Genomic DNA, 25427 nt, shown 5'->3' with positions numbered 1-25427 from the left:
AGGCAGTACGGAAGGGCCCGGTACCGCACGCGCGGTGCCGGGCCCTTCCGCGTATCGCCGCCGAGGTCGCTTCATGCCGATTTCATCGGAAAGTGCCTGATCTCACATCGGACGGGACTTCAGGTCCCCCGTCCCGGGACGAAAGACCCGGGATGATGGAACGCATGCTTCCCCTTCCCACCCCGTCCGCGCTGCGCCGCTGCGTGGACCGGTGGGCGGTGTCGCCCCGCGCCATGGACGTCGTCGCCGCGCTGAGCGCCTTCGGCCTGATGGTCCTGGACGTGCCGGGGCTCGCCCGCGAGGACAACTCGCTCACCGGGGTCACCGCCACCCTGGTCCTCGGCGCCGGCGCGGCCACGCTGGTGCTGCGCCGCAAGGCGCCCTGGGTGCCGTTCGCGGTGGCGCTGGCCCTGATGGGCTGGCTGCACGAGCTGACGATGATCCAGTTCGCGCTGTACTCGCTCGGCCGCTTCCGGGGCCGCCGGACCGCCGTGCTCGCCACCCTGCTGTACGTGGCCGCCGCCTACGCGTACTTCAACACGCCCGGCTGGCCCGCCCGGCACGGCGACACGCTCAGCGACTTCCTGAGCCTGGTCGTGCCGATCGGCGTCCTCGCGGCGGGCGTCGGCATCGCCGCGTACCGCCACGACCTGGTGCGCGCCCTGGAGGCCCAGCGCCGCGAGGCCGCCGCCCGGCAGGCCGTCCAGGAGGAGCGGATCTCGGTCGGCCGGGACGTCCACGACCTGGTCGGCCGCGAGCTCACGGTGCTCGCGGTGCGGGCCGAGGTGCTCGCCGTACGGGCCAGGCGGGACGCCGGGGGAGCGGCGTACCGGCAGGACTTCGAGGAGCTCGCGGACACCGCGCGGCGGGCCCACCGGATGCTCAACGAGACGATCGTGCGGCGCGGCGACGACGGGGCCGCCGCGCCCGGCCTGGACGGCCCCGACGGTCTCGCCGCGCTCGCCGAGGAGAGCGAGCGGATGGGCAGCCCGGTCCACCTGGAGGTCGCCGAGGAGGCGAAGGCCCTGTCGCCGCTGCGCCAGACGGCCGTCCACCGGGTGGTCCGCGAGTGCCTCACGAACGCCGCCAAGCACGCCCCCGGCCTCCCGGTCACCGTCACGATCACCGTCGAGGACCCCGACGACCTCCGCGTCGAGGTCCGCAACCCCCTCCCGCCGGCCCCGCCCGCCCGCGCCCCCGTCTCCACCGGCACCGGCCTGGTCTCCATGGCCGAACGCGTCACCAGCATGGGCGGCACCCTGAACGCCGGGCGCGAGCACGGCGCGTACGTGGTGCGGGCGGCGCTGCCGGCGGGGCTTCGGTAGCCGAGCGAGCCCACCTGGGCCGGGCGTCCGGCCCGGGGCCTCGCGGGCCGTGGTCCGCGCCTGCCGCGCCGGGCAGGACTGCGTCCGCCCGGGCCGTGCCGGCCGCGGTCGTCCGCGAGCCCCGGCCCGGGGCCGTCGCGGCCCTGCGAAGCCGGCGCCCGCGCCGCCCGTCCGAGGTCGCGTCGGGTCCCGTCGGGTTCCGTCCGTGGCGCTCCGTAGACTGGACGTGTGAGTGAGCCGAGCGACCCGACCGACCCGCGCGATGCCAGCGACGACCTGTTCGACGACATCGTCGACAACGAGACCGACCGCGACCCCGACCTGGCGGTGATCGAGGCCGGCAGCCGCACCCTGCGCACCATGGGCGGCCCGCCGCAGGGCGACCCGGTGCCGAGCGCGCCGGCCGACCCGGAGGTCGCCAAGGCGCTGCGCGAGGTCGAGACCGAGCTGTCCACCCGCTGGGGCGAGACCAAGCTGGAGCCCTCCGTCACGCGCATCGCCGCGCTGATGGACGTGCTCGGCGAGCCGCAGCGCGCGTACCCGTCGATCCACATCACCGGCACCAACGGCAAGACCTCCACCGCCCGCATGATCGAGGCCCTGCTCGGCGCCTTCGACCTGCGCACCGGCCGCTACACCTCGCCGCATGTGCAGACCATCACCGAGCGCATCAGCCTGGACGGCGCCCCGATCGCCCCGGAGCGGTTCGTCGAGACCTACCGGGACATCGCGCCGTACGTGGAGCTGGTCGACGCCCGCGAGGAGTACCGGCTCTCCTTCTTCGAGGTCCTCACCGGAATGGCGTACGCGGCCTTCGCCGACGCCCCGGTCGACGCGGCCGTCGTCGAGGTCGGCATGGGCGGCACCTGGGACGCGACGAACGTCATCGACGCCTCCGTCGCCGTCGTCACCCCGATCGACCTCGACCACACCGACCGGCTCGGCGAGACGCCCGCCGAGATCGCCGGCGAGAAGTCCGGGGTCATCAAGCAGGGCGCGACCGTGATCCTGGCCCAGCAGCCGGTCGACGCGGCGCAGGTGCTCCTGAAGAAGGCCGTCGACGTGGACGCGACCGTGGCCCGCGAGGGCATGGAGTTCGGCGTCGTCTCCCGCGAGATCGCGGTCGGCGGCCAGCTCCTCACCCTGCGCGGCCTCGGCGGCGAGTACGACAACGTGTTCCTGCCGCTGCACGGTGCGCACCAGGCGCACAACGCGGCCGTGGCGCTCGCCGCCGTCGAGGCCTTCTTCGGCATCGGCGCGCAGCACGCCCGCACCCTCGACCTCGACACCGTCCGCCGGGCCTTCGCCCAGGTGGCCTCGCCCGGCCGCCTGGAGGTCGTGCGCAAGTCGCCGACGGTGATCCTGGACGCCGCGCACAACCCGCACGGCGCCCGCGCCACCGCCGACGGCGTCAGCGAGGCGTTCGGCTTCTCGCGGCTCATCGGCGTGGTGTCCACCAGCGGCGACAAGGACGCGAAGGGGCTCCTGGAGGCCTTCGAGCCGATCTTCGCGGAGGTCGTGATCACCGCGAACTCCAACCCGCGGGCCACCGACGTCGACGCGCTCGCCGCGCTGGCCGTCGAGGTCTTCGGCGAGGACCGCGTGGTGGTCGAGCCGCGGCTCGACGACGCCCTGGAGACGGCGATCACCCTCGCCGAGGAAGAGGGCGAGTACGCGGGCGCGGGAGTCCTCGTGACCGGTTCGATCTTCACGGTCGGCGACGCCCGGCTGCTGCTCAAGAGGGGCTGAGGCGGGGCCATGCGGGTGCTGTGTTCCTCGACGCTGATCGGTGAGTTCTTCGTCATCGGCTTCGCCGGTCTGGTCGCCATGAAGGACGACTCGCTGGCGATGTCCACGGTGTGGTGGGTCTGCGGGGTCGCCATGGTCCTGTCGGTGCTGCTCTGCGGGACGCTCACCCGTCCGGGCGGCGTGCAGCTCGGCTGGGCCCTCCAGATCGCGCTGATCGCCAGCGGTGTCTTCGTGCCGGTGATGTTCTTCCTCGGCGCGGTCTTCGCCGTCCTGTGGTGGTGCTCGGTGCACTACGGACGCCGCATCGACCAGGTCAAGGCCGACTGGGCCGCCCGCCAGGAGGCCGCCCAGGGCTCCGCAGGGCCTGACGCTGCGTGATGACAGCTGGTGCGGGCCCTGTAGATTCTTAGGGCCTGTCCGGCGGATCATGGCCGGGCCCGCGACGCCTGGCACGGCACCTCGCCGCGTTGCCGAAGCGCCCCGATAGCTCCGCTATCGCGACGCTCCGGCGCCTTGCGATCCACCGCACCAGACGCCGCGGCCTTTCCGACCCTGATCCGCCGGACAGGCCCTAGCCCCGCACACCGTTGTCTGAAGGAGTTCCCCCGTGAGCCAGCGCACGCTCGTCCTGCTCAAGCCCGACGCCGTCCGCCGTGGCCTGATCGGCGAGATCATCGGCCGTATCGAGCGCAAGGCCGGCTGGACCATCGCGGCCCTGGAGATGCGCGAGCTGGACCAGGAGACCCTGGAGCAGCACTACGGCGAGCACAAGGGCAAGCCGTTCTACGAGCCGCTCATGGGCTTCATGGCCTCCGGCCCGATCGTCGCGCTGGTCGTCGAGGGCGAGCGGGTCATCGAGGGCCTGCGCACCCTGGCCGGCCCGACCGACCCGATCGCCGCCGCGCCCGGCTCCATCCGCGGCGACTACGGCACCATCGTCCGCGAGAACCTGATCCACGCCTCGGACTCCGAGGAGTCCGCCGCCCGCGAGCTGAAGCTCTTCTTCCCGGGCCTCTGACCTGGCCTTGGGCCGGGTTTCCGGCACGCGCCTGAACGGGTGTCAGCCGATCGGCGGCACCGCCTGGGGGCGACCGAAGGAATTCGGTCGCCCCCAGGCATATGAACGCCGATCCCGGGAACGGATCGCCGCGTCATACCGTCACCTATACAGAGGTGGACTGGGGCGGTCCGCCGCGCGGTATCCGTGCGGGCGGCACTACGATGGGAAAACTCCACGCCGCACCACCTTCAGTCACCACCTCGCCTACCTGAGAAGCCGTCAACGCTCCGCTAGGGAAGGCCCGACGCATCCTCATGGGACACAAGGGGAACTCAATGTCGTTCATCGGCCGTGACATGGCTGTCGACCTCGGGACCGCCAACACGCTGGTGTACGTCAGGGGTCGAGGCATCGTTCTGAACGAGCCGTCCGTCGTCGCGATCAACACCAACACCGGCGGCATCCTCGCGGTCGGTGCCGAGGCGAAGAAGATGATCGGCCGGACGCCCGGCAACATCGTCGCCGTCCGCCCGCTCAAGGACGGCGTCATCGCCGACTTCGAGATCACGGAGCGGATGCTCCGCTACTTCATCCTCAAGATCCACAAGCGCCGCTACCTGGCCCGCCCCCGGGTCGTCGTCTGCGTGCCCTCCGGCATCACCGGAGTCGAGCGCCGCGCCGTCATCGAGGCCTCCACCCAGGCCGGCGCCCGCCAGGTGCACATCATCGAGGAGCCCATGGCCGCGGCCATCGGCTCGGGCCTCCCGGTCCACGAGGCCACCGGCAACATGGTCGTCGACATCGGCGGCGGCACCACCGAGGTGGCCGTCATCAGCCTCGGCGGAATCGTCACAGCACAGTCCATCCGGGTGGCCGGCGACGAGCTGGACAACGCGATCATCCAGCACATCAAGAAGGAGTACTCGCTCCTCCTCGGTGAGCGCACCGCCGAACAGATCAAGATCACCATCGGCTCGGCGTACGACCTCGAACAGGACGAGCACACCGAGATCCGCGGCCGCGACCTGGTCTCCGGCCTGCCCAAGACCGTGGTGATCTCCGCCGCCGAGGTCCGCAAGGCCATCGAGGAGCCGGTCAACGCGATCGTCGACGCGGTCAAGACCACCCTGGACAAGTGCCCGCCGGAGCTCTCCGGTGACGTCATGGACCGTGGCATCGTTCTCACGGGTGGCGGCGCCCTGCTCCGCGGCCTCGACGAGCGGCTCCGCCGCGAGACCGGCATGCCGATCCACATCGCCGAGGACCCGCTGGACTCGGTGGCGCTCGGATCCGGCAAGTGCGTCGAGGAGTTCGAGGCGCTCCAGCAGGTCCTCGACGCCCAGCCGCGCCGCTGACCCGCGGGGCCCCGCCGACCGGCGGCCCCGCACCCGTACCCGTACCGCCACACGTACAACTTCATCTTCACCACCCGTCACATCCCGTCATTTCGAGGAAGGGCACGGCCGCCGCACGTGAGGGACACACGAGAGAGCCGGCTGCTCCTGGTGCTGCTGATCGCCATCGCGTTCGCACTGATCACGGTGGACATCCGAGGAGGCCAGGAGTCGCCGGTCGACGGTGCCCGACAGGCCGCGGCCGCGGTCTTCGGTCCCGTCGAGAACGGAGTCGCCTCGGCGGTCGACCCCATCGGCAACGCCATAGGAGCGGTCCGCGACTCCGGCGAGCGGCACGACCGGATCGCCGCCCTGGAGCAGGAGAACGCCGCCCTCAAGGCCAGGCTCGGCAGCGACGACCGCAACCGCAGCCGGCTGCGCGAGCTCGACGCCATGCTGAAGACCGCCGGCGCCGGCCAGTACGGCATCAAGGGCGCCGAGGTCATCGCCATAGGAGCGGCCCAGGGCTTCTCCTGGACGGTCACCATCGACGTCGGCGCCCGCGACGGCATCCGCCGCGACATGACCGTCCTCAACGGCTCCGGCCTGGTCGGCCGGGTCACCACCGTCGGCCCCTCCACGTCGACCGTGCTGCTCGCCAACGACCCCGACTTCACCGTCGGCACCCGCATGGAGAAGACCGACGAACTCGGCTTCGCCACCGGCCAGGGCGACCGCCCGCTGCTCGTCCAGCTCCTCAACGGCAAGGCCAAGGTCAAGGCCGGCGACCGCCTCGTCACCTTCGGCTCGCAGGCCGACAAGCCCTTCGTGCCCGGCGTGCCGGTCGGCGAGGTGGTCCGCGTCGACCCCTCGGGCGGCGGCCTCACCCGTAACGTCTACGTCCGCCCGTACGTCGGCTTCACCAAGCTCGACATCGTCGGCGTCGTCGTCCAGGCCCCGCGCACCGACCCGCGCGACATGGTCCTGCCGCAGAAGCCCAAGCCGGCCCCGACCGTCACCGTCACGGTCACCCCGCCGCCCCCGGACGGACAGCAGCCGGGCGTGAAGCCGGAGGACCAGGCCCGGGGACAGGCCCAGGACCAGGCACAGAAGCCGGCCGGACAGCAGGACCAGCAGCAGCCGCAGGACCAGGGGGAGACACCGTGAAGATCAACCGCATCCTCCTCTCCGCCGCCCTGATCGTCGTCGCCCTCGTCGTCCAGGTCTCCGTCCTCGCCCGCCTCCAGCTCCCCGGCGCCGTCCCCGACCTCGTCCTGCTCACCGTCGTCGCCCTCGCCCTCGTGTACGGGCACGTCACCGGCGCCCTCGCCGGCTTCAGCGCCGGACTGCTCGCCGACCTCGCGCCGCCCGCCGACCACGCCGCAGGGCGCTACGCCCTGGTGCTGTGCGTCGTCGGCTATCTGTGCGGCCTCGCCAAGCCCGAGAACGGCCGGCTCAAGTCCGCCACCGGCCCGATGACCGTGGTCGTCGTCGCCGCGATCGGCTCCACCCTGCTCTACGCGGGCGTCGGCGCCCTCGTCGGCGACACCGCCGCCCGCCATGTCGGCCTCGGCTTCCTGCTGTTCACCGCGGCCCTCTACGACCTGCTCCTCGCGCCCTTCACCGTGCCGCTGATCATGGCGATCGCCCGGCGCGCGGAGAACGACCCGCTGGCCGACACCAACGGCGGCAGCGGCGCCGACGTCGCCTCCGGCTGGCTGTCCTCCGGCACCGGCCTGCGGATCGGCACCCAGCGCAGCGGCCTGCGCGTCAAGGCCGCCCGCACCCGCGCCTCACGCGCCGGACGCATCAAGGGAGTCAAGCGACTGTGACCCAGGGGGAAGCCGCAGCATGAGCAACATCCCCGAGACCGGGCGGACCCCCCGGGTCCAGATCCGGCTCGTCGTCATCCAGGTCCTCGTCTTCTCGCTGCTCTTCACCCTCGGCGGACGCCTCTGGTACCTCCAGATCCGCAACGGCAAGGAGTACACGGACGAGGCCAAGAACAACCACGTCCAGCAGGTCGTCCAGCCCGCCGTCCGCGGCTCCATCCTGGACGCCCGCGGCGTGCCGCTCGCCGACAACGAGACCCGGCTCGTGGTCTCCGCCTCGCGCACCGAGCTGATGAAGATGAAGGACGACGGCAAGGGCGTCCTCACCCGGCTCGCCGGCATCCTCGGCATGAAGCCCGAGGAGGTCGTCAACAAGATCCGGCTCTGCGACTCCAAGACCCCCAAGCCCTGCTGGAACGGGTCGCCCTACCAGCCGATCCCGGTCACCGACGAGGCCACCACCCAGCAGGCCCTGCAGATCCGCGAGCGCGCCGAGGACTTCCCCGGCATCACCGCCGAGCCCGCCGCCGTACGGCGCTACCCGGCCCCCGGCAAGTCCCGTACCTCCCAGGTCCTCGGCTACCTCTCGCCCGTCACCGACGAAGAGATCACGAAGGCCAAGGACACCGACTCGCCCTATCTGCGCTCCGACCAGGTCGGCCGCTCCGGACTTGAGCGCACCTACGACAAGCAGCTGCGCGGCAAGGCCGGCGTCACCCGCTACGAGGTCGACAACCTCGGCCGGGTCATCGGCCAGGCCAAGAGCGACCAGGCCGTGCCCGGCGCCAACGTCGTCACCTCCATCGACGCCCGCGTCCAGGCGGTCGCCGAATGGGAGCTGCACAACGCGATGGTCGAGGCCCGCAAGACCTTCGACAAGAACACCAACGAGAACTACAAGGCCGACGCCGGCGCCGTCGTCGTCATGGAGGCGAAGACCGGCCGCGTCGTCGCCATGGCCTCGCAGCCCGACTACGACCCCAACGCCTGGGTCGGCGGCATCTCCGCGAAGGACTACGCGGCCCTCACCGGCAAGAACTCCAACTTCCCGCTGCTCAACCGGGCCATCCAGGGCCAGGCCGCCCCCGGCTCCATCTTCAAGGTCATCTCGACCACCGCCGCCGTCAACGCCGGCTACGACTTCGACGGCCGCTACCCCTGCACCAGCTCGTACTCCATCGGCAACCAGGTCTTCAAGAACTTCGAGTCGCAGAACCACGGCCCGATCTCGCTCGGCCGCGCCCTCGAAGTCTCCTGCGACACCGTCTTCTACGCCCTCGCCCACCAGCAGTGGCAGCGCGACGGCGGGATGAAGCCGAAGAAGAACCCGGGCGACTGGTTCTACAAGACGGCCCACCAGTTCGGCCTCGGCGCCGAGACCGGCATCGACCTCCCCAACGAGGTCACCGGCCGCGTCCCCGACCGCCAGTGGAAGCAGAAGTTCTGGGAGGACAACAAGGACTGGTGGTGCAAGAACGGCAAGAAGGGCGGCACCTACGTCCAGCAGCTCTCCTACGAGAACTGCCTCGAAGGCAACCTGATGCGCGCCGGTGACTCCGTCAACTACTCCATCGGACAGGGCGACACCCTCGTCACCCCCATCCAGATGGCCACCATCTACTCCGCCATCTCCAACGGCGGCACCCTGTGGAACCCCAGCGTCGGCAAGGCCGTCATCAGCGCCGACGGCAAGACCGTGAACGAGATCGCGCCCAAGTCGCACGGCAGGCTCCCGTTCGACGCCAAGACCCGCGACTTGATAGACGAAGCCCTCGCGGGAGTCGCCACCCGCGGTACGGCCGCCTGGCGGTTCGGCGGCTGGCCGCAGGACAAGATCCCGATGCACGCCAAGACGGGCACCGCCGAGGTCTACGGCAAGCAGACGACCTCCTGGTTCGCCACGTACACCAAGGACTACGCGATCGTCATGACGATCGCCCAGGGTGGTACGGGCTCCGGCGCCTCCGGCCCCGCCGTGCGCAACATCTACGACGCGCTGTACGGGCTCGACGACTCCGGCAAGCAGGACCTGAAGAAGGCCCTCCTGCCGCAGCCGCAGAAGGCGCTGCCGAAGATCGAGGCCGACGGCTCCATCGACGCGCCGAAGATCAAGCCGTACGACCCGGAGGCCGGGAAGGTCGACCCGGAGAAGGCGACGGCCGACGGCACCCAGCAGACCGACCCGCCCGCCGACCCGCCGGCGGACCCCGCGAAGAAGCCCGACGACGACCCACAGGAACTCGCGGGCCCGCCCGCCACCCACCGAGGGAGGCTCTGACCCGATGAGCGCACCCCACGGCTTCTCCGTCTCCCGTTACGCCCCCGAGCGCGGCACCCTCGCCAAGCTCACCGCCCGCGACTCGGTGCTACGCCGGCTCGACTGGCCGATCCTGCTCTCGGCGCTCGCGCTGTCGCTGATCGGCTCGCTGCTCGTGTGGTCCGCGACCCGCGGCCGCACCACGCTCAACCAGGGCGACCCGTACTACTTCCTCTTCCGGCACGTCCTCAACACCGGCATCGGGCTCGCCCTGATGGTCGGCACGATCTGGCTCGGCCACCGCACCCTGCGCGGGGCCGTGCCGGTCCTCTACGGCATCTCGATCCTGCTGATCCTCGCCGTCCTCACCCCGCTCGGCGCGACCATCAACGGCGCGCACGCGTGGATCGTGATCGGCGGCGGATTCTCGCTCCAGCCCAGCGAGTTCGTGAAGATCACGATCATCCTGGTGATGGCGATGCTGCTCGCCGCGAAGGTCGACGCCGGCGACCAGCTCCATCCCGACCACCGCACCGTCGCCAAGGCGCTGGGCCTCGCCGCCCTGCCGATGGGCATCGTCATGCTGATGCCCGACCTCGGCTCGGTGATGGTCATGGCGGTCATCGTGCTCGGCGTGCTGCTCGCCTCCGGCGCCTCCAACCGCTGGGTCCTCGGCCTGATCGGCGCGGGCGTCGCGGGAGCGGTGCTCGTCACCGCGCTCGGCATGCTCGACGAGTACCAGATCAACCGCTTCGCCGCCTTCGCCAACCCCGACCTCGACCCGGCCGGCGTCGGCTACAACACCAACCAGGCCCGTATCGCCATCGGCTCCGGCGGCCTGCTCGGCGCCGGGCTCTTCAAGGGCTCCCAGACCACCGGCCAGTTCGTCCCCGAACAGCAGACCGACTTCGTCTTCACCGTCGCGGGCGAGGAACTCGGCTTCGTCGGCGCGGGCCTCATCCTCTTCCTGCTCGGCGTCATCCTGTGGCGCGCCTGCCGGATAGCGCGTGAGACCACGGAGCTGTACGGCACGATCGTCGCCGCCGGCATCATCGCCTGGTTCGCCTTCCAGTCCTTCGAGAACATCGGCATGACGCTCGGCATCATGCCGGTCGCCGGCCTCCCGCTGCCCTTCGTGTCGTACGGCGGCTCGTCGATGTTCGCGGTGTGGGTGGCGATCGGACTGCTCCAGTCGATCCGCGTGCAGCGCCCGATGACGGCCTAGGGCCTCCGGCCGTAGATTCGTCTCATGGAGGAGAAACGAGAGGTCGAGCGGAAGTACGAGGCCGACGGCTCCGACGTGCGGCTCCCGGACCTGACCGGGGTCCGGGGCGTGGCCGCCGTCCACGACGAGGGCGTCACCGAACTCGACGCCGTCTACTACGACACGCCGGACCTGCGCCTCGCCGCCGCCTCCCTCACCCTCCGCCGCCGCACCGGCGGCGCGGACGCCGGCTGGCACCTCAAGTTCCCGGTCGCCACCGGAATCCGCGACGAGATCAGAGCCCCGCTCTCGGAGAGCCTCCCGCCCTCCCTGGCGGGGCTCCTCCGCTCCCGCGTCCGCGACGAGCCGGTCGCCCCCGTCGTCCGCCTCCGCACCTCCCGCGCCGTCCGCCACCTGGCCGCAGCGGACGGCACCCCCCTCGCCGAACTCGCCACGGACACCGTCCACGCCCAACGCCTCCCCACCGGCCCCGCCACCACCTGGACCGAGATCGAGGTCGAGCTGGCGGACGACACGGCCGGCGCCGACGAGGCCCTCCTCGACGCGGTCGAGAAGCGCTTGAAGACGGCGGGCATCCGGCGTTCGTCGTCCCCGTCGAAACTGGCGAGGGCGCTGGAGGAGACGGGTACGGACGTGCCCGAGGCCGGGGAAGGGACGGAGGGCGACGGCACCGCCGGGGCCGCCGTGCTCGCGTACGTACGCACCCAGGCCGACGCACTCGTCGCCCTCGACCCCGCCGTCCGCCGCGAGCTCCCCGACGCCGTCCACCAGATGCGCGTCGCCGCCCGCCGCCTGCGCAGCGCGTTCAAGACGTACCGGAAGGTCCTCGACCGGACCGTCACCGACCCGGTCGGCGAGGAGCTGAAGTGGCTGGCCGGGGAGCTCGGGCACGCCCGGGACCAGGAGGTGCTCCAGGCCCGGCTGAGCGCCGCGCTCGACGCGCTGCCGCCCGCACTCGTCGTCGGCCCGGCGCGCCGGCGGCTGCGGACCTGGGACAGCACCAGGAGCGGCGAGGCGAAGAGCCGCGGCCTCGTCGCCCTCGACTCCGCCCGCCACCTCGCCCTGCTCGACCGCCTCGACGCCCTCCTCGCCGCCCCGCCCCTGCGCCCCACCGCCCGCAAGAAGGCGAAGAAGGCCCTCCCCGAGGCCGTCCTGCGCGACTACCGCCGCCTCGCCGACCGCGTCGACCTCGCCCTCGCCCTCGACCCCGGCACCGAGCGCGACCTCGCCCTCCACGAGGCCCGCAAGGCCGCCAAGCGCGCCCGCTACGCCGGCGAGGCCGCCACCCCCACCCTCGGCAAGCCCGCCAAGCGCTTCGCCAAACGCATGAAGCGCGTCCAGTCCTGCCTCGGCGACCACCAGGACAGCGTCGTCGCCCGCGCCGCCCTCCTCGACCTCGCGACCGAGGCCCACGAGGCCGGGGAGTCCGCCTTCACCTGGGGCGTTCTGGTCGGCCGCGAGCAGGCGGCCGGCGACGCGGACGAGCGCGCGCTCCCGGAGCTGTGGGAGCGGGCCTCCGCCCCGGAAATCCGGGCGGCGCTGAGCCACTGAGCACCGGGGTACGCTTGAGAGTCGCCCCCCTGCCAGCTCACGAAGGTTCGAGATGTCTGCTGCCGAGTCTGTCTTCCCGCAGCTCGAAGCTCTGCTCCCGCACGTGCAGAAGCCGATTCAGTACGTCGGTGGAGAGCTGAACTCCACGGTCAAGCCGTGGGAGTCCGCCGACGTCCGCTGGGCGCTGATGTACCCGGACGCGTACGAGGTCGGTCTGCCCAACCAGGGCGTCATGATCCTCTACGAGGTGCTCAACGAGCGCGACGGCGTCCTCGCCGAGCGCACCTACAGCGTGTGGCCGGACCTCGAAGCGCTGATGCGCGAGCACAACGTGCCGCAGTTCACCGTGGACTCGCACCGCCCGGTGAGCGCGTTCGACGTCTTCGGCCTCAGCTTCTCCACCGAGCTCGGCTACACCAACATGCTCACCGCCCTCGACCTGGCGGGCATCCCGCTGGAGTCGAAGGACCGCACCGTCGACCACCCCATCGTGCTCGCCGGCGGCCACGCCGCCTTCAACCCCGAGCCGATCGCGGACTTCATCGACGCGGCGATCATCGGCGACGGCGAGCAGGCCGTCCTCGACATGACCGAGATCATCCGTCAGTGGAAGGCCGAGGGCCGGCCCGGCGGCCGCGAGGAGGTCCTCTTCCGCCTCGCGAAGACCGGCAGCGTCTACATCCCGGGCTTCTACGACGTCGAGTACCTGCCGGACGGCCGCATCGGCCGCGTCGTCCCCAACAAGTCCGGCGTGCCGTGGCGCGTGTCCAAGCACACCGTCATGGACCTCGACGAGTGGCCCTACCCCAAGCAGCCGCTCGTCCCGCTCGCGGAGACCGTCCACGAGCGCATGTCCGTCGAGATCTTCCGCGGCTGCACCCGCGGCTGCCGCTTCTGCCAGGCCGGCATGATCACGCGCCCCGTGCGGGAGCGAAGCATCACCGGCATCGGCGAGATGGTGGAGCGCGGGCTGAAGGCCACCGGCTTCGAGGAGGTCGGCCTCCTCTCCCTGTCCTCCGCGGACCACTCGGAGATCGGCGACATCGCCAAGGGTCTCGCCGACCGCTACACGGACGACAAGGTCGGCCTGTCCCTCCCCTCGACCCGCGTGGACGCGTTCAACGTCGACCTCGCCAACGAGCTGACCCGCAACGGACGCCGCTCCGGCCTCACCTTCGCCCCCGAGGGCGGCTCCGAGCGCATGCGCAAGGTCATCAACAAGATGGTCTCGGAGGAGGACCTGATCCGGACCGTCGCCACCGCCTACGGCAACGGCTGGCGCCAGGTGAAGCTGTACTTCATGTGCGGCCTGCCCACCGAGACCGACGAGGACGTGCTGCAGATCGCCGACATGGCGATCAACGTCATCGCCAAGGGCCGCGAGGTCTCCGGCCAGAACGACATCCGCTGCACCGTCTCCATCGGCGGCTTCGTGCCCAAGCCGCACACGCCGTTCCAGTGGGCCCCGCAGCTGTCGGCCGAGGAGACGGACGAGCGGCTGCAGAAGCTCCGCGACAAGATCCGCGGCGACAAGAAGTACGGCCGCTCGATCGGCTTCCGCTACCACGACGGCAAGCCCGGCATCGTCGAGGGCCTGCTGTCCCGCGGCGACCGCCGGATCGGCGCGGTCATCCGCGCGGTGTACGAGGACGGCGGCCGCTTCGACGGCTGGCGCGAGCACTTCTCGTACGACCGCTGGATGGCGTGCGCCGAGAAGACGCTGCCCGAGTTCGGCGTGGACGTCGCCTGGTACACCACCCGCGAGCGCACCTACGAGGAGGTCCTGCCCTGGGACCACCTCGACTCCGGTCTCGACAAGGACTGGCTCTGGGAGGACTGGCAGGACGCGCTCGACGAGACCGAGGTCGAGGACTGCCGCTGGACCCCGTGCTTCGACTGCGGCGTCTGCCCGCAGATGGACACGCACATCCAGATCGGCCCGACCGGCAAGAAGCTGCTGCCGCTGACGGTCGTGAAGTAGTCCCGGCATTGCGATCGGGTGACGGCCCGGCGGAGGGAGAACCCTCCGCCGGGCCGTCTGCGTCCCTCCCGTCATGAGCACGGAAAACCCGGCGCCGCCCCCGCCCGCCGCCCCGCACGCCCTGATCCGCATCCCGGTGCGGATCGTCGTGCTGGTCCTGATCCTCCCGGTCCGCATGACCTGGGACGCCCTCAAGGCCACCGCCCGCTTCCTCGACCGCGCCGTCCTCCGCCCGGTCGGCCGGGCCGTCGCCTGGCCCTTCGTCATGCTGTGGCGGTACGTGATCGTCGCCCCGGTGGTCTGGCTGTACGGCGCGGTGCTCGCCCCGCTGGGCCGGGGCATCGGGTGGCTGCTCACTCGTACGGGCCACGGGCTGGCCTGGGTGTTCACCGGCCTGGGGCGAGGGCTCGCCTGGCTGTTCACCGGCCTGGGCCGAGGGCTCGCCTGGCTGCTCACCGGCCTCGGCCGGATCATCGCTTGGCCGCTGGTGATGCTGTGGCGGTACGTGATTGTCGTGCCGTTGGTGTGGCTGTACGGCGCGGTGCTCGCGCCGCTGGGCCGGGGCATCGGGTGGCTGCTCACCCGTACGGGGCAGGGCCTGACCTGGGTGTTCACCGGCCTGGGGCGCGGGCTCGCCTGGTTCTTCGGCGGGATCTGGCAGGGGCTGGCCTGGGGACTCGTCCGGATCGGCCGCGGCCTCGCCGCCGCCGCGCGGTGGACCGGGATCGTCGTCGCCTGGCCGTTCGCCGCCCTCTGGCGGTATCTGCTCGTGCCCTTCGTCACGTACGGCATCGCCCGCCCCATCGGCTGGCTCTGGCGGCGCTTCCTCGCCCCGCTCGGGCGCGAGATCCGCGACGCCATCGGGATCTGCTGGCGGGCCGCCGGCTTCGTGTCGCGGGCCGTGGGGCGGGCGATCGGGTGGGCGCTGCGCGTCCTGCTCGTCCAGCCCCTCCGCTGGCTGGGCCGCAACCTGGTCCGGAGGCCCCTCGCCTGGGCGTACCGCCAGGTCTGCACCCCCGTCGGGCACTGGATCCGCGACGCCGTCTGGAACCCGGCCCGCACCGCGCTCGCCCAGGCCCGCCACGCCGCGCGCACCGCGCTCGCGTCGGCCCGCGACACCGTCCGCCAGGCCCGGCGGGACGCCTGGCGGGCGCTCGTCGGCGGGGCGGAGCCGGACCGGGGCGGGGAACCGCAGGTGGCGGGTGCGCGTACTCTGGGTAGTACAACGAACGTCCCCGGCGCGGCGCCCGCACCCGAGATCTCCCTGCACAAGCAGGGGTGAGCCGGGCGGGACCCCCAGGGCACCACCGCATTTCGAGGGCGGCGCGGACGGCCGCGCCCGCCCCGCACCGAGGAGAAGAACCACTGGGCAAGCGACAGCCCGAAGGCCCGCCGCCCGCACCGGCGGTGCAGCGCATCCGACTGCGCTACACCAAGCGCGGCCGCCTCCGGTTCACCAGCCACCGTGACTTCCAGCGCGCCTTCGAGCGCGCACTGCGCCGTGCCGAGGTGCCCATGGCGTACTCGGCCGGCTTCACCCCGCACCCGAAGGTGTCGTACGCCAACGCCGCACCGACGGGCACCGGCTCCGAGGCCGAGTACCTGGAGATCGCGCTCACCGCGACCCGCGACCCGGAGACCCTGCGGGCCATGCTCGACGAGTCCATGCCGACCGGCCTCGACATCGTCGACGCCGTCGAGGCCCGGACCTCCGGCCTCGCCGACCGGCTCACCGCCTCCGTGTGGGAGCTGCGGCTCGACGGGGTCGACACCGACACGGCCCGCAAGGCCGCCGAGGCGTTTCTCGCGGCCGAGACCGTGGAAGTACAGCGCAAGACCAAGAACGGAATCCGCACCTTCGACACCCGCGGTGCCGTCGTGGAACTGACCGCGGCCCCCGCCCAGGGCGATCCCCAGGGTGATAGGCCGCTGGACAGCGCCTGTGCGATACTGCGGCTGGTTGTTCGGCACGTAGCACCTGCCGTGCGACCCGACGACGCCCTGTCCGGTCTCCGAGCTGTGGCCGACCTGGCGCCGCCGGTCCCCGCAGCGGTGACCAGGCTGGCGCAGGGGCTCTTCGACGAGGAGTCCGGCACGGTGACCGACCCGCTCGCGCCCGACCGCGAGGCAGTCACGGCCGCTCCACCCACGGCCGCCGCGACCGCTTCTGCGACGGCGCCGGGTGCGGGTACCGCGTAGGGAGCGTCGTCGCAGCGCCGCCCTGGTACTCGGGAGCCACCTGGGTCGGGCAGCGCACTGACCAGGAGACTTTCGCCAGGCCGTCCGCAGAAGGCGTACGGAACCGGCGAGCCAGACACTGAAGCTCCCGTGCGGCGCCCGCGCCCCGGACGGCGGCACCGCGCTTCACGCGCGTCCGTGCCGCCGGACCGGAACCAGACGCGGCGCCCGGGAGCGTGACGGGAGAACCGCCCGCATGCTCGAACAGCACGAAGAAAACGAGAACGGCAACGCCGGTGACAAGCTGCCGCCGCGCCGCCGTCGCCGCGCCGCGTCCCGGCCGGCCGGTCCGCCGGTGACGGCCGAGGCCGCCGCCGAGACCACCGAGATCGTGGAGACCACGCCGGTCGCCGCGCCCGTGGCCGAGGCCGAGGCCGCGCCGGTCGAGGAGGCCGCTCCGGCTCCGCGCACCCGTCGCCGCGCCACCCGCAAGGCCACCGCGCCCGAGACCACCCCCGCCCCGGCCGAGGCCGCCGCACCGGTGGCGGAGCCGGCCGCCGAGCCCGAGGCCGCCCCGGCGCCCCGTACCCGCCGTCGCGCCACGCGCGCCACCGCCGCTCCGGCCCCCGAGGCCGTCGAGGCCGTGGCCCCGGCCGAGGAGCCCGCCGCCGAGCCCGAGGCCGCCCCGGCGCCCCGTACCCGCCGCCGGGCCACCCGTAAGGCCACCGCGCCCGCCCCGGTCGAGGCCGTGACCGCGGACGTCGCCGCCGAGATCGCCGCGGAGACCTCCGGCGAGGGCCTGCCCGAGGACACCGTCGAGGAGATCGCCTCGCACACCGCCGAGGTCGTCGCCGCCGAGCAGGCCGCCACCCGTGGCCGCACCCGCCGCCGCGCGTCCTCGCCGCAGTTCACCGCCGGCACCGAGGCCGCCCCGGCCAAGGAGGCCAAGGAGGCCGAGGAGGCCCCGCGCGGCCGCCGCGCCGCCCGCCCGGCCGTCGCCGTCTTCCAGGCCCCGGTCTTCACCGAGCCGATGTTCCAGACCCCGGAGACCGCCGCCGCCATGGCCGCGGCCGAGGTCGTCGAGGAGGAGCCGGAGGAGGAGACCGCCGAGGCCGAGACCGTCGCGCCGGTCGTCGAGGCCGTCGAGGCCGAGGAGTCCCCGCGCTCCCGCCGCCGTCGCCGCCGCCGCGGCGAGCCCGTCGCCGTCGAGCCGGTCCCGGCCACCGTCGCCGACGAGCCCGAGGTCGAGTCCACCCCCGAGGCGGAGGCCGAGGTCGAGGGCGAGGAGACCGACGAGTACGAGGACCGGCCGTCCCGCCGCCGCCGTCGCGGTGGCCGCCGCCGGCGCCGCGGTGAGCTCGCCGAGGCCGAGGACACCGAGTCCGAGGAGGGCGAGGAGTTCCACGCCGAGGAGACCGAGGCCGAGGAGGCGGAGGAGTCCGAGGAGGACACCGAGGCCGAGGGCGCCGCGGGCGGCTCCAGCAGCTCCCGCCGCCGTCGCCGCCGCCGTCGCCGCAGCGACGCCGCCGGTGAGGCCGAGGCCGCCGACGAGGACGGCGTCCGCACGGTCGTCAAGGTCCGCGAGCCCCGCCCGGCCCGCGAGAAGGCCGAGCCGTCCGACGAGGTGCAGTCCATCAAGGGCTCCACCCGTCTGGAGGCCAAGAAGCAGCGCCGCCGCGAGGGCCGCGAGCAGGGCCGCCGCCGCGTCCCGATCATCACCGAGGCCGAGTTCCTGGCCCGCCGCGAGGCCGTCGAGCGCGTCATGGTCGTCCGCCAGAACGGCGAGCGCACCCAGATCGGCGTCCTTGAGGACAACGTGCTCGTCGAGCACTACGTCAACAAGGAGCAGGCCACCTCGTACGTCGGCAACGTCTACCTGGGCAAGGTCCAGAACGTGCTGCCGTCGATGGAGGCCGCGTTCGTCGACATCGGCAAGGGCCGCAACGCCGTCCTGTACGCCGGCGAGGTCAACTTCGAGGCGCTCGGCATGGGCAACGGCCCGCGCCGTATCGAGGCCGCCCTCAAGTCCGGCCAGTCGGTCCTGGTGCAGGTCACCAAGGACCCGATCGGCCACAAGGGCGCCCGCCTGACCAGCCAGGTCTCGCTGCCGGGCCGCTACCTCGTGTACGTGCCCGAGGGCTCCATGACCGGCATCAGCCGCAAGCTCCCGGACACCGAGCGCGCGCGTCTGAAGACCATCCTCAAGAAGATCGTCCCCGAGGACGCGGGCGTCATCGTGCGCACCGCCGCCGAGGGCGCGAGCGAGGACGAGCTGCGCCGCGACGTCGAGCGCCTGCAGGCGCAGTGGGCCGACATCCAGAAGAAGGCCACCCAGATCTCGACCTCCGCGCCGAGCCTGCTCTACGGCGAGCCGGACATGACCGTCCGGGTCGTCCGCGACATCTTCAACGAGGACTTCTCCAAGGTCATCGTCAGCGGCGAGGACGCCTGGGAGACCATCCACGGCTACGTGAACCACGTCGCCCCGGACCTGTCCGACCGCCTGTCCAAGTGGACCAGCGAGGTCGACGTCTTCGCGACGTACCGGATCGACGAGCAGCTGATGAAGGCGCTCGACCGCAAGGTCTGGCTGCCGTCCGGCGGCTCGCTGGTGATCGACAAGACCGAGGCGATGGTCGTCGTCGACGTCAACACCGGCAAGTTCACCGGCCAGGGCGGCAACCTCGAGGAGACCGTCACCAGGAACAACCTGGAGGCGGCCGAGGAGATCGTGCGCCAGCTGCGGCTGCGCGACCTCGGCGGCATCGTCGTCATCGACTTCATCGACATGGTCCTGGAGTCCAACCGCGACCTGGTGCTGCGCCGCCTCCTGGAGTGCCTGGGCCGCGACCGGACCAAGCACCAGGTGGCCGAGGTCACCTCGCTCGGCCTGGTCCAGATGACCCGCAAGCGGGTCGGCCAGGGCCTCCTGGAGTCCTTCTCCGAGACCTGCGTCCACTGCAACGGCCGCGGTGTCATCGTCCACATGGAGCAGCCCGCCACCCACGGTGGCGGTGGCGGCGGCAAGCGCTCGAAGAAGCGCGGCCGCGGCGGCGCCGAGCACGTCCACGAGCACGAGCACGCCGAGACGGTGGAGACGGAGCCGACGGAGGCCGAGACCGAGGCCGAGGTCGCCGCCGAGCTCGCCGCCCCGGTGGCCCTGCCCGAGCCGATCGCCGCGGACGAGGAGCTGTACGGCAGCGCCGCCGAGGCCGAGGCGGCCGCCACGCTCCCCCGTAGCCCCAAGGGCACGGGAGGTACCCCCATCCGTGGCCGGCGCCGGGCGACCCGCCGGGTGTCCGCGCCCGTCGCCTCGCCGGCGGTCACCGAGACGGAGACCTACGAGGTCGTCGTACCGGAGCCCAAGGCGGAGCCGAAGGCCGAGGAGCCCGTCGCGGCGCCCGAGCCGGTCGTCGCGCCCGTCGCCGAGCCCGCCGCCGAGGAGGAGGCCGCCCCGGCGCCTCGTACCCGCCGTCGGGCCACCCGTAAGGTCTCCGCTCCGGCCCCCGAGGCCGTCGTCGAGGCGCCGGCCGTGACCGAGGAGGCCCCGGCCGAGCCGGTCGCCGAGCCCGTCGCCGAGCCGGTCGTCGAGGAGGCCCCCGTGGCCGCCCCGCCGCGGGCCCGCCGCCGGGTGGTCCGCAAGGCCACCGCCCCGGCCGGTCCGCCGACCGGTGCCGAGGAGGCCGCCGTGGTCGTCGTGGCGTCCGCCCCGGCCGAGCCGGCCCAGAGCGCCGAGGAGGCCGCGGAGGGGGCCGCCGAGACCGAGGCTCCCGCCCCGGCCAAGAAGGCGGCCCGCAAGACCGCCAAGAAGGCCACCGCGAAGAAGGCCGCCACCAAGAAGACGGCGGCCAAGAAGACCGCGGCGAAGAAGACGACCGCCAAGAAGGCGGCCAAGAAGACCGCCGCTCCCGCGCAGGACTGACCCCAGTCCCCGACGCGACCCGTGTGGACCGTCCTCCCGCCGAGGACGGTCCACACGGCATTCACCCAGGATCGGAACCAGGAACCCAGCCCGATGAACAACACCCCCGCTCCCCGCGTGCGCAAGGCCGTCATCCCCGCCGCCGGTCTCGGCACGCGCTTCCTGCCCGCCACCAAGGCGACGCCCAAGGAGATGCTGCCGGTCGTCGACAAGCCGGCCATCCAGTACGTGGTGGAGGAGGCGGTCTCGGCCGGGCTGTCGGACGTCCTGATGATCACGGGCCGCAACAAGCGCCCGCTCGAGGACCACTTCGACCGGAACTACGAGCTGGAGGAGGCGCTCGTCCGCAAGGGCGACGAGGAGCGCCTGGCCCGGGTCCAGGAGTCCAGCGAACTCGCCACCATGCACTACGTGCGCCAGGGCGACCCGCGCGGCCTCGGCCACGCCGTGCTGTGCGCGCAGCCGCACGTCGGCGACGAGCCCTTCGCGGTGCTCCTCGGCGACGACCTGATCGACCCGCGCGACCCGCTGCTCGCCCGGATGCTGGAGGTCCTCGCCGAGCAGGGCGGCAGCGTCGTCGCCCTCATGGAGGTCGACCCGGCGCAGATCCACCTGTACGGCTGCGCCGCCGTCGAGCCGTCCGCCGACGCCGACGTCGTCCGCATCACCGGCCTGGTCGAGAAGCCGGACCCGGCCGAGGCGCCCAGCAACTACGCGATCATCGGCCGTTACGTCCTCGACCCGGCCGTCTTCGACGTGCTGAGCGGGACCGAGCCGGGCCGCGGCGGCGAGATCCAGCTGACCGACGCCCTGCAGAAGATGGCCGCCGACGAGCGGCTCGGCGGGCCGGTGCACGGCGTGGTCTTCAAGGGCCGGCGTTACGACACCGGTGACCGCGGCGACTACCTGCGCGCCATCGTGCGCCTCGCCTGCGAGCGCGAGGACCTGGGCCCGGACTTCCGCGCCTGGCTCAAGGGCTTCGTCGCCGAGACGGACGCGAGCGCCGGCACCGTCTGACGGGCGGCACCGTCCGACCTGCGGGTCGGCCGGGATTTGACCCCCTCCGGGGCCCGCCCGTAACCTAGACCGTCGGCGTGTCGACTGGCACGCCACCACCTCTGAGCACATTCCTCCCAGCTCACGCCGGGAGAGGCCGCGGTCCGTCAGGGCAGGCGGCTGGCGTCAGAGGTCCCTTTACCGAGTGAGAGAGAGATCCGCGTGTACGCCATCGTGCGCAGCGGTGGTCGCCAGCACAAGGTTGCTGTCGGCGACATCGTTGAGGTTGACAAGATTTCCACCGCCAAGGCTGGCGACACGGTCGAGCTCTCGACCCTGCTCGTCGTCGACGGCGACGCCGTGACCAGCGACCCGTGGGTCCTGGCCGGCATCAAGGTCCAGGCCGAGGTCGTGGACCACACCAAGGGCGCCAAGATCGACATCCTGCGCTACAAGAACAAGACCGGCTACCGCCGTCGCCAGGGTCACCGTCAGCAGTACACGGCGATCAAGGTCACGTCCATCCCGACGGCCGCGAAGTAAAGAGGGACTGAGCAATGGCACACAAGAAGGGCGCATCGTCCACCCGGAACGGTCGCGATTCCAACGCCCAGCGGCTCGGCGTGAAGCGCTTCGGCGGTCAGGTCGTCAACGCGGGTGAGATCCTGGTCCGCCAGCGCGGCACCCACTTCCACCCGGGCTCGGGTGTCGGTCGCGGTGGCGACGACACGCTGTTCGCCCTGCAGGCCGGTTCGGTGCAGTTCGGCACCTTCCGTGGCCGCAAGGTCGTGAACATCGTTCCGGTCGCCTGATCGGAACAGCTTGGCGGAGGCGGACCTCACTTCCCGTAAGGGAAGCGGGTCCGCCTTTCGCGTGTTACTAGATAGACATTCCCACCCATAGCTTTAGCTCTCTGGAGGCACAACCATGACCACCTTCGTGGACCGCGTCGAGCTGCACGTCGCCGCGGGTAACGGAGGCCACGGCTGCGCCTCCGTCCACCGGGAGAAGTTCAAGCCGCTCGGCGGCCCGGACGGCGGCAACGGCGGCCGGGGCGGCGACGTGATCCTCACCGTGGACCAGTCGGTGACCACGCTGCTCGAGTACCACCACTCGCCGCACCGCAAGGCCACCAACGGCAAGCCGGGCGAGGGCGGCAACCGCGCGGGCAAGGACGGCCAGGACCTGGTCCTGACCGTGCCCGACGGCACCGTCATCCTCGACAAGAAGGGCAACGTGCTCGCCGACCTGGTCGGCGAGGGCACCACCTACGTGGCGGCCCAGGGCGGCCGCGGCGGCCTCGGCAACGCGGCGCTGTCCTCGGCCCGCCGCAAGGCCCCCGGCTTCGCGCTGCTCGGCGAGCCCGGTGACCTCCAGGACATCGTCCTGGAGCTGAAGACGGTCGCCGACGTGGCGCTGGTCGGCTACCCGAGCGCCGGCAAGTCCTCGCTGATCTCCGTCCTCTCGGCCGCCAAGCCGAAGATCGCGGACTACCCCTTCACGACGCTCGTCCCCAACCTCGGCGTGGTCACGGCCGGCTCGACCGTCTACACCATCGCCGACGTCCCCGGCCTCATCCCCGGCGCCAGCCAGGGCCGCGGCCTGGGCCTGGAGTTCCTGCGCCACGTCGAGCGCTGCTCGGTGCTCGTGCACGTCCTCGACACCGCGACGCTGGAGTCCGACCGGGACCCGGTCAGCGACCTGGACGCGATCGAGGAGGAGCTGAAGCAGTACGGCGGCCTCGGCGACCGCCCGCGCATCGTCGTCCTCAACAAGATCGACGTCCCGGACGGCAAGGACCTCGCGGACATGATCCGCCCGGACCTGGAGGAGCGCGGCTACCGCGTCTTCGAGATCTCCGCGGTCGCCCGTACGGGCCTCAAGGAGCTCTCCTACGCGATCGCCGACATCGTCGCGAAGGCCCGCGCGGCCAAGCCGAAGGAGGAGGCGACCCGCATCGTCATCCGCCCGAAGGCGGTCGACGACGCCGGCTTCACCGTCACCTACGAGGAGCACGAGGACCTGTACCGCGTGCGCGGCGAGAAGCCCGAGCGCTGGGTCCGCCAGACCGACTTCAACAACGACGAGGCCGTCGGCTACCTCGCGGACCGCCTCAACCGCCTCGGCGTCGAGGACGAGCTCATGAAGGCCGGCGCCCGCGCCGGCGACGGCGTCGCCATCGGCCCCGAGGACAACGCGGTCGTCTTCGACTGGGAGCCCTCCATGGTCTCCGGCGCCGAAATGCTCGGCCGCCGCGGCGAGGACCACCGTCTCGAAGCCCCGCGCCCGGCGGCTCAGCGCCGCCGTGACCGCGACGCGGAGCGGGACGACGCGCAGCGCGAGTTCGACGAGTTCAACCCGTTCTAGGGGCTTCCCCCGGGGTTTCCCGGGGGTTCCCAGGGCGTACGAAAGGGGCCCGGCCTCCTCTCGCGAGGAGGCCGGGCCCCTTTGGCGTATGTCCGTCAGGCCGTCAGGCGACCGGGGTCGGCGTGGGCTTCGGGTCCGGGTCCGGGTTGGATTCCGGGTCCGAGTCGGGGTTTTCGCGCTGGGACTCGGTGGGCTGCGAGGGCTCCGGGTCCGGGGTCGGGCCGAAGTTCGGCTTCGCGCGGAGGAGCGGGAGCAGCAGGATGCCGAGGAAGATCGGGCCGATCATGTAGCGCCACAGCGGCGCCGGGTTCGCGGCCAGGACCGTCAGCTGGAGGCCCAGCGTCACGGAGACCAGGGCCAGCGTGCCCTTCAGCTTGGTGCGGCGGCGGTACAGCAGCACGATCAGGTACGACGCGTAGCACCAGATCGCCCCGCGGAACAGCAGCCACTGCAGCTGCGGCACCTTGAACGCGCGCCACGAGAAGTCCGCGACCTTGTGCAGCGGCTCCGACAGCGGCCGGATCTTCAGCTTCGGCCGGTACTCGCTGTGCTTGATGTCGTCGTTCCACTTGAGGTACGAGAACAGCGTCTTCGACGTCTGCGGGTCACTGAGCAGCGTGTTCGCCCGCAGCTCCTTCGGGCCCGGGAAGATCGCCCACGCGATGTGCGCCCGGCACACCCGCGCCCCGACGACCAGGTCCGGCGTGCGCTTCATGACCCGCTTCCACAGGGCCATCAGCTCGTCGTTGCGCTCGGCCGCGAGCGGCCGGTTCATCGGCGGGGACTCCATCGCCCAGTCCGCGTTGTAGCAGTTCGCGGCGCGGCCCTTCCAGTGGGACAGCGGCGCGATGCTGGACATCAGCGCCTTGTCCTCCTTGGTGAAGAAGCCCGGGCGCTGCCCGTACGCGACCGCGATGTCCGCGTAGAAGAAGGCGTACACCGCGTCCTTCGGCGGCGTCTTCACGCCGGCCGCCGGGTAGATCACGCTGGTCAGCAGACCGAAGATCAGCACCGGCACGGCCGTCGCCGCCAGCACCCACTTCCGCATCGACGGCAGCGCGATCAGCAGCACCGGCGCCGCGACGACCGCGACGAGCATGCCGTTGTTGCGGAACAGCGCGAGCGACAGGAAGCCCAGGAAGAGCAGGCCGACCGTGCGGTAGAACTCCCTGTCGCGGACGGCCTGCCGGCCCCGGGCCCGACGGGCCGCGAGCCGGCCCGCCGCGCCGAAGGCGAGGACCGCGCCGATGACGAACGGCACGTCCTTCCAGACGAAGATCACGAAGACCGCCGTCGGCGGCAGCAGCGCCGGCACGCTCGCGGCGACCGCCGCCCACCGCTGCCGTACACCCCACGCGCGCAGGGTGACGGAGCAGTAGGCGAGCGCCGCCGACATCGCGACGGTCTGCGCCAGCGTCAGGATCCACAGATCACCGATGGTGTTCAGCGACAGCCACACCAGCGAGTCGTAGACCACCGAGTGGTTCGACTCCCAGTGGTTCGTCGTGACGTGCCACACGTAGGTGATCGAGTCGTAGCTCAGCGCTCCGGGGAAGAACGCCGCCCACCACAGCAGGAAGAGAATCTGCGTCGTGGCGTAGACCGCCACGGGCAGTCGGCGCTTCTCCGGAATTCTCTTCCACTGCTTGCTGAGGAAGGCGTTGCGCGGGAGTTTCAAACTCGGCTCCGCTGGGCATCGTGGTTGGACGT

At 72.1% G+C, this 25427-nt stretch carries 19 protein-coding genes; 18 read left to right on the top strand and 1 reads right to left on the bottom strand.

Annotated elements, in window-relative coordinates; all coding sequences use genetic code 11:
* Positions 1 to 164: 164 nt before the first annotated feature.
* From KV205_RS04795 to obgE, 18 genes are all read left to right on the top strand, one after another.
* A complete protein-coding gene (locus KV205_RS04795; protein ID WP_265862384.1) occupies positions 165 to 1325 on the top strand; it encodes a sensor histidine kinase in 1161 nt (386 codons plus the stop codon).
* Positions 1326 to 1553: 228 nt separating this feature from the next.
* Positions 1554 to 3074, top strand: coding sequence for a folylpolyglutamate synthase/dihydrofolate synthase family protein (locus KV205_RS04790; RefSeq protein WP_265862383.1), 1521 nt, complete (start codon positions 1554 to 1556; stop codon positions 3072 to 3074).
* Positions 3075 to 3083: 9 nt separating this feature from the next.
* Positions 3084 to 3452 carry a DUF4233 domain-containing protein gene (locus KV205_RS04785; RefSeq protein ID WP_265862382.1) on the top strand — a complete coding sequence of 123 codons (369 nt, stop codon included), beginning with the start codon at positions 3084 to 3086 and terminating at the stop codon, positions 3450 to 3452.
* A 229-nt stretch (positions 3453 to 3681) separates the two neighbouring features.
* Entirely contained in the window at positions 3682 to 4092 is a 411-nt protein-coding gene (ndk, locus tag KV205_RS04780; RefSeq protein ID WP_265862381.1) for a nucleoside-diphosphate kinase, read from the top strand.
* A gap of 317 nt (positions 4093 to 4409) precedes the next feature.
* Positions 4410 to 5429: a rod shape-determining protein gene (locus tag KV205_RS04775; protein ID WP_019886273.1), complete on the top strand. Its 1020-nt coding sequence runs from the start codon at positions 4410 to 4412 to the stop codon at positions 5427 to 5429.
* A gap of 117 nt (positions 5430 to 5546) precedes the next feature.
* On the top strand, positions 5547 to 6575 hold the full coding sequence (gene mreC / locus KV205_RS04770; RefSeq protein WP_265862378.1) for a rod shape-determining protein MreC: 1029 nt from the start codon (positions 5547 to 5549) through the stop codon (positions 6573 to 6575).
* Positions 6572 to 7240: a rod shape-determining protein MreD gene (mreD, locus tag KV205_RS04765; RefSeq protein WP_265862377.1), complete on the top strand. Its 669-nt coding sequence runs from the start codon at positions 6572 to 6574 to the stop codon at positions 7238 to 7240. The genes mreC and mreD overlap by 4 nt, the downstream gene beginning before the upstream one ends.
* A 19-nt stretch (positions 7241 to 7259) precedes the next feature.
* A complete protein-coding gene (gene mrdA, locus KV205_RS04760) occupies positions 7260 to 9518 on the top strand; it encodes a penicillin-binding protein 2 (protein ID WP_265862375.1) in 2259 nt (752 codons plus the stop codon).
* A gap of 4 nt (positions 9519 to 9522) precedes the next feature.
* On the top strand, positions 9523 to 10722 hold the full coding sequence (gene rodA / locus KV205_RS04755) for a rod shape-determining protein RodA (protein ID WP_265862374.1): 1200 nt from the start codon (positions 9523 to 9525) through the stop codon (positions 10720 to 10722).
* A gap of 24 nt (positions 10723 to 10746) precedes the next feature.
* Positions 10747 to 12273 carry a CYTH and CHAD domain-containing protein gene (locus KV205_RS04750; protein WP_265862373.1) on the top strand — a complete coding sequence of 509 codons (1527 nt, stop codon included), beginning with the start codon at positions 10747 to 10749 and terminating at the stop codon, positions 12271 to 12273.
* A gap of 52 nt (positions 12274 to 12325) precedes the next feature.
* A complete protein-coding gene (locus KV205_RS04745) occupies positions 12326 to 14254 on the top strand; it encodes a TIGR03960 family B12-binding radical SAM protein (protein ID WP_265862372.1) in 1929 nt (642 codons plus the stop codon).
* 73 nt (positions 14255 to 14327) lie between these two features.
* A complete protein-coding gene (locus KV205_RS04740; protein ID WP_265862371.1) occupies positions 14328 to 15536 on the top strand; it encodes a hypothetical protein in 1209 nt (402 codons plus the stop codon).
* Between the two features lie 125 nt (positions 15537 to 15661).
* On the top strand, positions 15662 to 16453 hold the full coding sequence (locus KV205_RS04735; protein WP_265862370.1) for a TIGR03936 family radical SAM-associated protein: 792 nt from the start codon (positions 15662 to 15664) through the stop codon (positions 16451 to 16453).
* 235 nt (positions 16454 to 16688) lie between these two features.
* Positions 16689 to 20354: an Rne/Rng family ribonuclease gene (locus KV205_RS04730; RefSeq protein WP_265862367.1), complete on the top strand. Its 3666-nt coding sequence runs from the start codon at positions 16689 to 16691 to the stop codon at positions 20352 to 20354.
* 93 nt (positions 20355 to 20447) lie between these two features.
* Positions 20448 to 21371, top strand: coding sequence for a UTP--glucose-1-phosphate uridylyltransferase GalU (gene galU, locus KV205_RS04725; RefSeq protein WP_265862365.1), 924 nt, complete (start codon positions 20448 to 20450; stop codon positions 21369 to 21371).
* Positions 21372 to 21572: 201 nt separating this feature from the next.
* Positions 21573 to 21893, top strand: coding sequence for a 50S ribosomal protein L21 (rplU, locus tag KV205_RS04720; protein ID WP_265862363.1), 321 nt, complete (start codon positions 21573 to 21575; stop codon positions 21891 to 21893).
* Positions 21894 to 21907: 14 nt separating this feature from the next.
* A complete protein-coding gene (gene rpmA, locus KV205_RS04715) occupies positions 21908 to 22162 on the top strand; it encodes a 50S ribosomal protein L27 (protein WP_030494090.1) in 255 nt (84 codons plus the stop codon).
* A 115-nt stretch (positions 22163 to 22277) separates the two neighbouring features.
* A complete protein-coding gene (gene obgE / locus KV205_RS04710; protein ID WP_265862357.1) occupies positions 22278 to 23717 on the top strand; it encodes a GTPase ObgE in 1440 nt (479 codons plus the stop codon).
* 103 nt (positions 23718 to 23820) lie between these two features.
* Here the strand turns inward: obgE and KV205_RS04705 are convergent, their stop codons facing one another.
* Positions 23821 to 25395 carry a hypothetical protein gene (locus KV205_RS04705; RefSeq protein ID WP_265862356.1) on the bottom strand — a complete coding sequence of 525 codons (1575 nt, stop codon included), beginning with the start codon at positions 25393 to 25395 and terminating at the stop codon, positions 23821 to 23823.
* Between the last annotated feature and the right edge of the window lie 32 nt (positions 25396 to 25427).

Origin of the sequence: Streptomyces sp. SKN60, from assembly GCF_026236535.1 — a bacterium.
Classification (GTDB): domain Bacteria; phylum Actinomycetota; class Actinomycetes; order Streptomycetales; family Streptomycetaceae; genus Streptomyces.
This window is presented reverse-complemented; position numbering and strand designations above follow the sequence as displayed.